14 protein-coding genes are annotated in these 12664 nt (G+C 26.1%); 3 read left to right on the plus strand and 11 right to left on the minus strand.

The features are described from left to right. Positions 1-128: 128 nt before the first annotated feature. On the plus strand, positions 129-647 hold the full coding sequence (locus SKUN_RS09885; protein ID WP_200902985.1) for a DDE-type integrase/transposase/recombinase: 519 nt from the start codon (positions 129-131) through the stop codon (positions 645-647). Positions 648-781: 134 nt separating this feature from the next. Here the strand turns inward: SKUN_RS09885 and SKUN_RS05755 are convergent, their stop codons facing one another. The 3 genes from SKUN_RS05755 to SKUN_RS05765 form a co-directional block, all read right to left on the minus strand. Beyond that, entirely contained in the window at positions 782-1270 is a 489-nt protein-coding gene (locus SKUN_RS05755) for a hypothetical protein (RefSeq protein WP_053391221.1), read from the minus strand. A gap of 237 nt (positions 1271-1507) precedes the next feature. Beyond that, complete coding sequence (locus SKUN_RS05760) at positions 1508-2206, minus strand: hypothetical protein (protein WP_053391222.1); 699 nt, start codon at positions 2204-2206, stop codon at positions 1508-1510. A gap of 1 nt (position 2207) precedes the next feature. Next, positions 2208-2399, minus strand: a complete 192-nt coding sequence (locus tag SKUN_RS05765) for a hypothetical protein (protein WP_053391223.1) — start codon at positions 2397-2399, stop codon at positions 2208-2210. A 25-nt stretch (positions 2400-2424) separates the two neighbouring features. Between SKUN_RS05765 and SKUN_RS05770 the strand changes: the two genes are divergently transcribed. After that, positions 2425-2736: a hypothetical protein gene (locus tag SKUN_RS05770; protein ID WP_053391224.1), complete on the plus strand. Its 312-nt coding sequence runs from the start codon at positions 2425-2427 to the stop codon at positions 2734-2736. Between the two features lie 77 nt (positions 2737-2813). After that, positions 2814-3161, plus strand: a complete 348-nt coding sequence (locus SKUN_RS05775; RefSeq protein WP_053391225.1) for a single-stranded DNA-binding protein — start codon at positions 2814-2816, stop codon at positions 3159-3161. 261 nt (positions 3162-3422) lie between these two features. Here SKUN_RS05775 and SKUN_RS05780 read toward each other — a convergent pair whose 3' ends face one another. From SKUN_RS05780 to alaS, 8 genes are all read right to left on the minus strand, one after another. Further along, positions 3423-3824 (minus strand): transcription antitermination factor NusB, encoded by a 402-nt coding sequence (locus SKUN_RS05780; protein WP_053391226.1) that lies wholly within the window; start codon positions 3822-3824, stop codon positions 3423-3425. A 13-nt stretch (positions 3825-3837) separates the two neighbouring features. Beyond that, positions 3838-4503: a hypothetical protein gene (locus tag SKUN_RS05785; protein WP_053391227.1), complete on the minus strand. Its 666-nt coding sequence runs from the start codon at positions 4501-4503 to the stop codon at positions 3838-3840. Positions 4504-4569: 66 nt separating this feature from the next. Beyond that, the gene (locus SKUN_RS05790) at positions 4570-4905 is read right to left on the minus strand and encodes a hypothetical protein (protein WP_053391228.1); all 336 of its coding nucleotides are present in this window, start codon (positions 4903-4905) and stop codon (positions 4570-4572) included. A gap of 173 nt (positions 4906-5078) precedes the next feature. Next, positions 5079-6725 (minus strand): hypothetical protein, encoded by a 1647-nt coding sequence (locus SKUN_RS05795; protein WP_053391229.1) that lies wholly within the window; start codon positions 6723-6725, stop codon positions 5079-5081. A 401-nt stretch (positions 6726-7126) separates the two neighbouring features. Further along, complete coding sequence (locus SKUN_RS11420; protein ID WP_268794816.1) at positions 7127-7258, minus strand: hypothetical protein; 132 nt, start codon at positions 7256-7258, stop codon at positions 7127-7129. Between the two features lie 2 nt (positions 7259-7260). Continuing rightward, positions 7261-9282, minus strand: coding sequence for a hypothetical protein (locus SKUN_RS05800; RefSeq protein ID WP_053391230.1), 2022 nt, complete (start codon positions 9280-9282; stop codon positions 7261-7263). A 130-nt stretch (positions 9283-9412) separates the two neighbouring features. Beyond that, positions 9413-9832, minus strand: coding sequence for a Holliday junction resolvase RuvX (ruvX, locus tag SKUN_RS05805; protein ID WP_053391231.1), 420 nt, complete (start codon positions 9830-9832; stop codon positions 9413-9415). Continuing rightward, entirely contained in the window at positions 9825-12581 is a 2757-nt protein-coding gene (gene alaS, locus SKUN_RS05810) for an alanine--tRNA ligase (RefSeq protein ID WP_053391232.1), read from the minus strand. Before alaS ends, ruvX begins: the two co-directional genes overlap by 8 nt. Positions 12582-12664 lie beyond the last annotated feature (83 nt).

Genomic DNA, 12664 nt, shown 5'->3' on the forward strand with positions numbered 1-12664 from the left:
CAAAAAATTTAAAAACATTTTTTCGTTGACTTAAAAAAGATGAAAGATGATTAAAAATAAAAAATAAAATTAAAGAAATTAAAAAACAACATCCAAGATATGAAGTTAAAGAAATAGGTTTATTACAGATGGACGCTAAATATTTTGTACCAAGTAAATTTCCAGTTGATAAAAAGTATTATGTTTATGATTTTATTGATGAAAAAACAAGATTAACATTAGGATATGTTTATGATAAATTAAGTATTGATAATGCTATTGCTGCTGTTAAAAAAGCAATTAGTGATTTTAAAAATATATTTGGTGTTAAAATAACACGGATTAGAACTGATAACGGTTCAGAATTTATTAATAATTATCGGAATAATCAAAAAAATAATGTTAAAGAAACTAATTTTACTCAATTTTTAACAGATAAAAATATTTTTCATCAGACAACACCTGTTCGTTCTCCACAGTCAAACGGCAAGATTGAAAGATTTCATCAAAATTATACTAAATTATTTGTATTTGAAGAAAAAATATTAAATGTCGTTAGTTTACAGAATAAATTAAATGATTATTATTATTTTTATAATTTTGAAAGAGTTCATAAGTCTTTAAATTTTCATACACCATTTAACTTTTTGAATAGTTTAATTAAATAATTTTAAATTATTAAGTTTTTGTATTTAAACTAATTTTTAGTTTGTTTAATTTTATATTTTTTATTTATTTATTTTATGATATTTTTATATTATAAATAAATATTTTTATTATTTTTGTTATTTTCTTGTAATCTTTAAAATGTATGTGGTATACTACATGCCATACCTGATTTAGATAAATGATCATTAACACTACTAAATTTAATTTCTTGAAATAAAAACTTTTTATTATCAAATGGGTCATAGTAATCTGTAATATTAGAAATATATAATCATTGAATAGATTGATTATATTCATAAGTATTAATAGTTTCTTCACCAATATTTTCATTATTTTTATTTAAAACAACATAAAGGTTTAATTCATCATTTTGACCAAATTGTTTATCTGTTGATAATAAAGTATATTGGCGTTGAGTTGAAATACCTTGAAAAATAGGGGCAGGCGTTCCTTGTGAAGAAAAATATGCACCACTTGTACTATTTTGTAAATATGCTTCATACATATCACTACGATTAGTAGAATAATGCATTGGATTAATAATTTTAGTATAAAAATTATCAGCATCTTTAAAACCTTTTTGTTCAGTCCCTTTATTAACTTGTTTTAATTTAAAAAGCATTTTTTCATTGAGCAATAATTGTAGCATTACCAGTAATGGCAAGTGTAAAATCTGAATAATCTTGAGGAATACTATTAATTGGTTTATATCCACTTGTACTTAATGGAATAACTCCATTTGTAATAACAAAAGGAAATATAAATCATTTATCTAATTATTGGATTTTACGTTTAATAACTTTACTATCAGTAGATGACATTCGCATTGCAGTATATAATACTTGATTATTAATTTGTATTAATTCTTTATTATTTTTTGTTTAAATTCATCTTTTATACCACCTGTATTTTTATTTTCTTCATTATCATTTTCTAACCCAAAATTATCATTATATTCCATTTGTTCTTTATCAATTTTTTCAACTTCTTTTTTAGCAAAAGTCATTGGAATACTATCAACAATATGAATATACTTTGCTCGAGACATTGTACCATTTTCTAATCTTGTATTATTTGTATCAAATAAACGCATTTGATCAATAATTCCTGCTGGTTTAAATTTTAATAAGTAAGGGCGTTCAATTCTATCTCAATTATTACTTTCATTAATTAAATATTTATGAAATATTCATCAACAATCAAATAAACGATATAAATAATATAATAAAAAATCTTGTCATACTGCTTGTGATTCAATATCTTCTGCTTGCATAATTAATGTTTGATTTTGATTAGTATAAGTTCCTTGTTCATCTGCTTGTCAATTTAAACCAATACCACGAAATACAATTTTTAAAATATGATCAGTATCTAAAAAAATATAACCAGTATCATCTTGATTTGGTAATATTCATATATATGCTGCTTGCTCTTCTTCATTAATTTTAGAAACAAAATTAGTAAATAATGCTGTTCCTAACATAACATCTAAATCATTATCTTTTGTTTCATATATAAGCATAACAGCAACACCTAATAATAATTTAGTTCAAGACATTTTAATTAATTTTTCATATATTTTTTTTATGAAATCAATTTTGTCAATGTATTAATGCTTTTTCATCTTCACTATCACAAAGTAATCCTCTTCCTATTTCCATTCTTACTTTTCTTTGTGCAACAATTAAAGGCACATTTATTTTTCAATCACGATTATTAAATGATAATCAATTATTTATATTATTATTCATTTTTATTTACTCCTAATCTAGCAAGATGACAAATAATAGTTCTTTAGCATTAAGAACATTAGAATATTTAATAAATAAATATGAAAATGAACTTGTTGAAAAAGAAAGAAAAATTGATTTATTATTAATAGCAAATAGAGAAATTACTTACTCAACTAAAAGTAGAGAATATAATCAACAACAATTATATAAAGAAGATTTTAAAACATTTGATTATTGTATTAATTGTGGAAATAAATTATCTTTTGATCGATGCATAACTTGTGGGTGAAAAATGATAATTGATTTAAAAGATAATTCATTATATGACAAATTACCTGTTAAGGAGAATAAATAATGAATAAATTTATTGCTATTAGTAAAACAACAAAAGATATTGAAATTAAAAGAACACAAAATGGAAAATAATATGATATGTTTCAATTAGCAGTAACAAGACCACATGCAATTCAAAAAGAAACCGATTTTATTCCTTGTCAAGTTTGAAATAAACAAGCAATTGTATTACAACAATATTGTCAAAAAGGTAGTCAAATTGCAATTACGGGTATTTTACAATCTTTTAAAGATAAAGATAATAAAATAAATTGAATGGTAAAAGTTTATAGTTATGAATTTTTACATACAAATAATGATTTAAAAAAAGATAATTTATCTGAAAAACCAAAAGAAAAAATAGAATTTAATTCATCTGATACAAAAAAATTATTTAATAATGATAGTTGAATAAATATTGATAATGAAATAATTTTATGAAATTAGATTTAAAACCTTTATATATTTATAATGATGAATTACATAAGTATAATATTTTAATACTCTAATGAATAATGCAATTAAAAAAAATCGCTCTAATAAGCGATTACTTTAATTTGTATTTAATTACTTTATTTATATTTTTTATAAAATCTCAACTTTTTTCCGACTACTCTAAACAGTATCATACTAAATTAACGTTATTCAAAGCAACTTTATTTTTATATTTTAAAAAAGGATATAAATATCCATTTTTATTTGTATGAACTAATTCTTATATTTTAGAAATGAAACTTGATCTAAGACTGAATTAATGTAACTAAAATCAGTATCTTCGCCATATAATTTTAAAATTTCTAAACTTTCATTAATGACAATTGCCTTTGCTAATTGTTTATAACAAATTTCATAAACTCCATATACTAAAACAGCCTTATGATAATTACTTAAGCGAGCAAAATTTCATTCTGGTTTTAAATGTTGATTAATTTTCACAATAATATCTGATAGATTTGCTAATATTTTCTCAACTTGAATTGTTTCCGTAGAAGTTGTTACCATTTGTGAAAAATCATATGCTTCTTGCTTTGTTGTTAAAATATCATGTTGTAAAACAAAGTGACGATATAACAAATTAATAATATTAATGCGTTCTTGACGTTTTGACACTTGACATACTCCTTTAAATATAATGATATAAACAAAATAAACTACTTTTTTGTAACCTATAATTATGGCGATGACTATGTTTGCTTAACAAATGATGTAACATTAAAATTGTTTCATCGGCAAAAAGATCAATCGTTAAATCATCTTTTTTTTCAATACGTTTTATTATATCACTTCAATGCATTTCTTGCTGATTAATTATTTGAATATTATTATAAGGCACCAAGTCAGTAACAATAAATGGTTCTTTACTATTAATCACAACCAAATTAATTATAGCAGTGCGTAAAAATTGTTTTGCATCAAATAATTTAACCATCCGATTAATCATAAATTGTTGTGTTACAATTGGCGAAGTAATTAAACCTTTCCTTTGTTCTCACATTGGGGTTGTTAATGTTGTTGTTACTGGTTCAGATAATGTTTTGATTTTTAAAAAATAAAGATTTTTTCGCGTTAAAATTAAGCGTGGAAAATAATATGTAATACGGCTAAAATCATCATAAAAAGCAACATTTTTAAAATATCACATATAATTAACAGTCCGAATATATTGTTCAATAATCTTATCAAAGCCATGATATTGCTCAGAATATAACTCTTGTTTTCAATTCAACGGTGGTAAACAAAGCTCCTGTCGGATTTTAACTAAATAACGTAGTTTTTTAAATGTTAACATCTTATTTTCCCCTTCTTTAAATTAAGTAAAAAAGAAACCTATGATTTCTTACGATGTCAAAAATGATTAGTTCGTTTTTGATGCGCATATCGATATTGAATTTCATACTAATTCTTCATTATATCACAGTGCTAAATCTTCTTGATAATCAAATATTTTTTCTTGTACCCGAACATGAATCCCATCTACTAGTAATGGGGCTTTAATTTCTGCCAACTTTAAAAATCTAATTTCTTTTGTATGTAAATACAGTAATTTCCCATGTAATTTAGCATTTCTTAATAAAATATATTCTTTTTTATTACATGCTTCTGTAACATTATATTCAGTATAAACATTATAACTAAGAAAATGATTTTTATCTTGTGCATTACATGCAAAAAACATTTCATTGGGGTCCATCCGATCAATACAAATGATTTTTCCCCATTACGTAAAAAGTAAAGATGCCCTGTTTTTATATCTCTTGATGCCCTGTTTTTATATCTCTTATAATTTCTCGTTACCTCCTATCTCCTTAAGATTTATAAATATTTGATTAATACTTAACGAGGTGATAATTAATAATTAATACACTATTTTCTACTACGTGCGTCTTGCATTAGTTTTGCTTGCACTCGTAATGATTCAATTAAAAGTTGTCGATTTTCTTTAACTTCATCGCGAATTATTAATAACCGTCGGAATTCCTTTTGACGTTTAATAAAATCTTCAAGGTTTCCTTTTGTATCTTTATATTTAAGCACTTGTTTGTTTAGCAATTTAATTTCAGTATATTGCTTTTGATTTAATAGCATAACATGCTTACGTAATAGGGAAATTGATTCACTACGGTTTTTTAAAATTGCATCGTTTAATTCTTCATCATTAGTTTTAATTGCTCGTGATAAGTTAATAGCTCGATTAAAATCAGCTAATTCTTGAGAAATTTGACGATTATATCCTTGTTCATATTGACGTCGAACTTCAAATAAATATTCCGTCATTTTTTGATCATAAACTAATCGTTCTTCAATATTTGGGCGTTTTGTTTCATCATAACGATGATTATAATTTTTTTTTTTGTAAAGATCTTCATCAAACAATAATTCTTGTTCATCAGTTATTACTTCGTTTGTTTGATTATTAATCGCTTTCTTTGCTCTTGCAGTTTTTCGATCTTTTTTTCTTTGTTTATAATTTAGTTTTGCAGCAAAAGTTACTTTTAATTGTTCTAATTGCGTTTGCTCTGCATCAGTCAATTTTTGAAAACGACTTTTATTTTCTAATCGTAAAATTAATCTTTCTTCAATTGATAATGGATCTTCTGCTGTCCGAATTATTTTAACTGGCTTTGGTTTTGGCGGAGTAATATCTTTTTCAGCAAATTCATTTAAACTAATTTCAACTGGTGATTGTTTAATTAAACGAACAAGGATTTCTTCATCTCCTTTTTCAATTTCAATTTTATCATTTGGATCAACAACAAAATCAACAATTGATAAACCATTCCGTTTAATTTCAGAAATTTGTTGTGCCAAGATTGGTCGTAAATCACGACGAATTGTTATTACTTCTTCTGTTTCTTTTCGACGAATAATTGTTTTAGGTTCGTCTTCAAACGAGTTTGATAATTCTAATTTATTTTTAACCTGATTAGCATCAAAATTATTTCAGGTTGAGAAAGTAGAAAACTGGTCATTAATGTGCTCACTATCTTTTGATGGCGGTTTCATTAAATTTTCTGTTTTAGAATTGTCATTTTTAACAGACATTTTCTTCGACATACTTGTTTGCTCGGTAGTAATTGTTATTTCTTCTGATAATGACATTACTGGTGAAAATTGTGGTAAGAAAGGCTTTGATTTTGACCCTACTTTCTTAATAACTGCTTGTTTTGCTTTATGATTCTTTAATCTTTGCAAAACAGGAATTTCTTTTTTAACCCAATAACTATAATCAATAAATTTACTTTTAGCTCTTTGTTCTTCTCAAGTATTTCTTTTTTTATCCTTTAAACGAATAACACCTGTTTTTTTAGTTCCAACAACTTCGTTAACATATTTTTGTTTTAACGCTTGGTATTCGGCACTATTTTCATCTAATTGTCCCAATAAAACCTTGATTGTTGCTGGCGTTAATTTTTTATCCATTAGTTCTGTTGTATCTCGATCAGAATCAATAATGTTTCCATAATTGACACGAGAAGTTACGACAGATTCTGAGTCTTTTTTTTTTGCCATTTTCTATTCCTCTTTTATCTATTTTTTCGTTTTTTTGATACTTACATATATTACATAAAATTTTTACACTTTTTTTAATTTTTTTTACTAAAAACTTTGCTTTTTTTAATAAATTTATTTATAATAATATATATTTTTTTAATTTAAAGATTATCAGCGTGATTTTGGGCCTTTTTTTGTGAAGATAACGCTGTCTCTTACTTTTTATTGATTTTTCAGTTGATAGCAGCAAAGATTCTTGTTCTTGTGGTTGATGATACATAGATAGATATTATATTCATCTAAATTCATTTAACAATGCACGACCAATTTCTCGCATAAAAATAGTGCCATAATTATCTTCTGCTGTTGAAATTTTATTAATGTCATTTCTATTTTTAAATAGCATCTGCCTCTTGCGCTTATAATTCTTTCTCTCGCGCTCATTGTAAACCCACATCAGGTCTTTTCTGAAAATCAATGCCACTTGATGTCACAACTTCATCAAAATATTTACGATTTAATTCGGATGTTGTGATTTTTTTATTTTCCATTCTTAATTCTTGACCACTTTATTGCTACTACTTATTGTTTCAATCTTTTCATTATTAGAGTTTTCAACTAAAAATCCATCAATAACCTTTTTTCCTTCAGCACGATATTTTTCAATTAAAATCTGTGGTAATGGTTTAGGTTTTACTTTTTTATTATTAATTTTTTTTTGATAACGCCGTTCTTTACGCATATTTTTTTGAATTAATTTTTCTTTTAATAAACGTTGATGAAGTTGTTCTAACTGATTACGATGAATTTCACGAATTTCACGAGGATGATATCCTGCATAAGTGTATTGATTTTCCGTTAAATCAACTGTTAAATCAGGTGTTTTTGTCGAATCAGCATAATCAATTTGATAATCTTTTAATTCTTTCCGTGTATATAAAATCAAATCTGTGTCTTTTCTTTTAGTAGGAATAAATGTTTGATTATTTACTTCTGCTATTAAATTAAATTGTTTTTTTGTTATTTTTAAATTAGAAATTTTATCATTACTTTTTTTATAATCATTACCATATTTTAACTTTTTTAAATTAGGGCGTTTTTTAGGATCAATAATTGAAATATAATCATTTTTATTTTTTTGTGTTTGTTCAATCAATATTTGATTATTGCTAGACCCTATTGTTTTAGTAGATACACTATTTTGACTAGCTCCATTCAAGAATGGTTGCTTTTGCTTACTACTAATTGCATTTGTGAAAGTTAAATTTGACACAATTGCTTCATTTTTTTCTACTGATAATTTTGACTTAATTTTCTTTGATGATTTTATCATTAATGGATTAATTTGTCTAGTAATATCAGGTTCTAAATAAAGATCAGTTTTAAAAATTGGTTTTCGTTTTAGTTCTTCTTTTATAAAATTACGAATATATTTACCACCAATTTGTTTCTTAGTTTTTCCTAAACTACGGGATAATGATTTTTTGATTATTTGATCACGTTTTTTAATAACATGTTCCGGATTAATCACAATTGGTGTCTCATTTTTATCTTTTTTATGTGTGATTTGCTTCATATGTTGTTTTCACTCTGAAGGATGTCAATTTCGACGTGACAACAATTCTAATTGATTTTTACTTAAATTCATTTGATCTTTAATTTCATCTAATGACCGTGGTTTAAGATCCCGATTTGATAAAGAATAATCTTCTTCTGGATGATAACCTTCTCGCGCTCGATTTGAATATGGATTAAAATCATGTTTAGTATTATCTCGTCGTGATAACAATCATAATTGATTTTGATTTAATCCTCAATTATTTGCATGTTCTTTCAATTGTTCATTAAATCCTTTTAATGATTCAATTGTTTCCTCGTTTTTACTGTCATTTTTTAAACCTTGTGTTTGACTTTGAAATCGTCCATAATGTTCATTGCGTTGTAGAATTAATCGTTGCTGATTTGGATTTAACTTACTAATAATATTTTCAGTTTCTTCTGATAAAGGAAATACTTTATCAGACTTTATATTCTCATCTAAGGTTAGTTCATTCTTAACAACTTGTTCAGTTGGTAAACTTGCTAAAACAGATTCATTATTATTTAAAAAAGCTTGACGTGGTTGTTTTATCTCTGATTCAATTGCTTCTTCTGATGCTTGATAACGACGAACAACTCGCGATGGAAATAAGTCTTCAACTCGCGATAATTTTCGTTTTGACAATAATCTTAACTGACTAGGATTTAGTCCCATTGTTTTCTTGCTACTCGTTGCATTTTTTGCCAATTCTTTTTTAAATAATGATGATTTTTTACTTGAGGTTTTTTTAAATTGTGCATTTTCTCCTAATAATAATTTAACAAATTTTTCATATTCTTTTTCATAACGTTGATTTCAATTAATTTCACTATTTGAATTCAAATTTTGATATTCTTCCATTAACTTTAAATATGGTTCTGACTTTTTCCAAGACTTAGTTAACATTTTAATAAGCATTGTTTCATTAACATTTATTTTTAAATTATTATTAACTTCTTGTAATTGTTTTGTTTCATTCAATTTCTTACTAGCCATCATTTTACCTCAAATTTTTAAATTATAACCTTCAATAAATTCTTTCTCTAAAATTATATCATTTTTTTCTTGCTTTTGATATCAATACTTGTATAATTAAATATTTAAAAAATAAAAGAGAATGACTCTTTTATTTCTGTTGTAAATATGCTTCTAAAATTAATTGCGCTGCTAAACTATCTTTTTTTTGTTTTCGTTTTTGGCGCGAAAGATTTGCTTCAAACATTATTTGATGAGCTTGACGTGTTGTTAACCGTTCATCAACTAAGTAAATTGTTATCGTTGCTTCTAATAATGGTTTTAAAATATCAACAAAATCATTAACCATTAAAGCACGAGGTCCAATTGTATTATTCATATTTTTTGGATAGCCAATAATAATATCACTAAATTGGTTTGTTGTAATTAACTCCGCTAAATATTGCGCTGCTTGTGCAAAATCATTTTCTGGAAAGCGATAAACACCATACCCACTTGCAATCACTCCCCGACTTGTTGCTAAGCCTAGTGTTTTACTACCAACATCAACTCCCAAATAATACTTAACCATGATGTTTTAAAAATTCTAGAGGGTCAGCAAATAATTTAACAAGTAAAGTTTTGTCTTTATTGTTAAAACCACTTTGAGCAACACTATTATTGCCGCCACCTTTACCACCTAATAATGAATTTAATTGTTGAATAATTTTTCCAGCTTGATAACGATCGTGTAAATCATCACTAACACCAACAATTAATGTGGATTGTTTTTCATCACTAACATCAACGAAAAAAAATAGTAAGTTTTGATATCGAACCTTATAATCATCAATTAACACTTTTAAAGCATTAATATCAACTTTTGCTGTAAATTGATGAGTTAAAACATTAATTCCATTTTTAGTTTGTGGTAACAAGGTATTATATTGTTTGACAAATTGTTGAATTAAAATATTATCATATTTTTTTTGTCAATGTTTAAAATCTTCTTTAAATTGTGCTACTAACTCTTTTAACTGTTTTCAGTTTGTTTTTGAAACAGTTAAATTACTAATTTGTTCTCAAGTTTGCTCTAAACGTTGGTCAAGTAATGCTTTCTTACCTTGATTATACTTATCAAAATAATTAATTGCTTCAGTTTTTTCTTTTAAAAATTGTTCATTTAGATAACTAGCAATTGTTTTATTTGAGGTAATAGCATTAATTCGAAATGTTCCAACTCCTTTTGATTCCAAACCAGTTACTAGTAAATCTTCAATATCTTGTGAATTAGTCACATGGGTTCCTCCACAAAGTTCACAAGAATAAGTACCAAATTTAACAATTCGAACCTCAGCATCATATTTTTCTGTAAAAAAAGCTAAAGCATGATGCACATCTAATGCTGTTTGCATATCAGTATAAATAACTTCACAAGGAATTGCAGCCTTAATTGCTTTTGTAACAGAAACTTCTACATCTATAATTTCCGCTGGTGTAATTGCTTGATTATGTGTAATGTCAATTCGTAAACGTTCATCATCGTTATAAGAACCAGTTTGCATAACATGGTTTCCTAACACTTCTCGTAAAGCAGCATGAATTAAATGTGTTCCTGAATGATTTTTCCGCGTATAAAAACGACGATCACTGTCAATTGACGCATTGACAAAATCTCCAATCTTAAGTGTCCCTTCAACTTTGACAAAATGTAAATGCTGTTTATTTGGCCCTTGTTTTACATCAATAACATAAGCTGTCGTATTGTCTTTTAAAATTAATCCGTGATCAGCAGCTTGTCCGCCTTTTTCAGCATAAAATGGTGTCTCTTTTAAAATGATATATCCTGTTGTGTTAGTTAATTTTGTGACTGGTTTATCATCAGCAAACATAAAGACAATTTCTGTATTATTAACTTGTTCATCTTCATAACCAACAAATTGACTAGCAACATCTAACTTGGTAAAAAGTTCGCTTTGTAAATGAATTGCTTTAATATCTTTTTGATTAGTACGTGAAATTGTTTTCGCATTTTCTAATAATTCATCAAAACCAACACGATCAACACTAATCCCTGATTCGTGTGCTTCTTCTTCAATTAATTCAATTGGAAAACCATAACTTTCAAATAAACGAAAGGCATGTTCTTTTGAAATAGTACCATATTTTGTTTTAACTTCATTAAAAAGTTTGTTTCCTTGTTCTAACGTTCTTAAAAATTTATTTTCTTCATCTAACACAACTTGTTCAACAATTGGTTGTTTTTCAACTAAATAAGAATAATATTCTTGCATAATGTTAACTACTGTTCCCACTAATTTAAATAAAAATGGTTCTGTTAAATCAATTTTTTTCCCATATAAACTAGCACGACGAATTAAACGCCGAATAACATAACCGCGATCTTTATTTCCCGGAAAAGCACCATCAGCAATTGCAAAAGTAACTGCCCGAATATGATCAGCAATTACTTTAAATGCAGTATTAATTTTTAATTGTTCTGAATCATTGTTAAACAATGCTGTTTCATCATAATGATATTTTCCATTTACTAATTTTTCAATCGCTTTAATAATTGGCATAAACAAATCAGTTTCAAAATTAGTTGGTGTTTCTTGAATAATTGAAGTAATTCGTTCTAATCCAGCACCAGTATCAATATTTTTTCGTGGTAAGTCAGTATATGTTCCATCACCATTATTATTATATTGTGAAAAAACAATATTTCAAACTTCCAAATAACGATCATTTTCTAAATCATCTTGTAATAACTTTAATCCTAATTGCTCAGGATCATATTTTTCCCCACGATCATAAAAAATTTCGGTATTAGGTCCGCACGGTCCGGTCCCAATTTCTCAAAAATTAGTATCCTTATCACCTTTAATAATTCGTTCATCACTTAAACCAATTACATTGCGTCAAATTTCATAAGCTTCTTTATCATCTTTATAAATTGTGACATATAATTTGGCAGGATCAAACCCAATTCATTTTTTATCAGTTAAAAATTCTCAAGCATACATAATTGCTTCTTTTTTAAAGTAATCACCAATTGAAAAATTACCAAGCATTTCAAACAAAGTATGATGACGTGCTGTATAACCAACATTTTCAATATCATTAGTTCGAATTGATTTTTGTGAATTTATCAAGCGTGGTGATGATGGTGTTTTTCGCCCATCAAAATATGGCTTTAACGTCGCCACACCAGAGTTAATTCATAATAATGACGGATCATCAACAGGAATTAATGATACTGAAGGTAATTCATAATGATCCTTACTGCGAAAAAAATCTAACCACATTCTTCGAATTGCATTTGCTGTAAATTTTGTCATTTTAATATTCCCTTCTATTTCATAATTAATTAATAGGATTATAGCATACCAAACGAAAAAAACTTTTTTATTTCAAAGAAGTT

The sequence above is a fragment of the Spiroplasma kunkelii CR2-3x genome (genome assembly GCF_001274875.1).
GTDB lineage: Bacteria > Bacillota_I > Bacilli_A > Mycoplasmatales > Mycoplasmataceae > Spiroplasma > Spiroplasma kunkelii.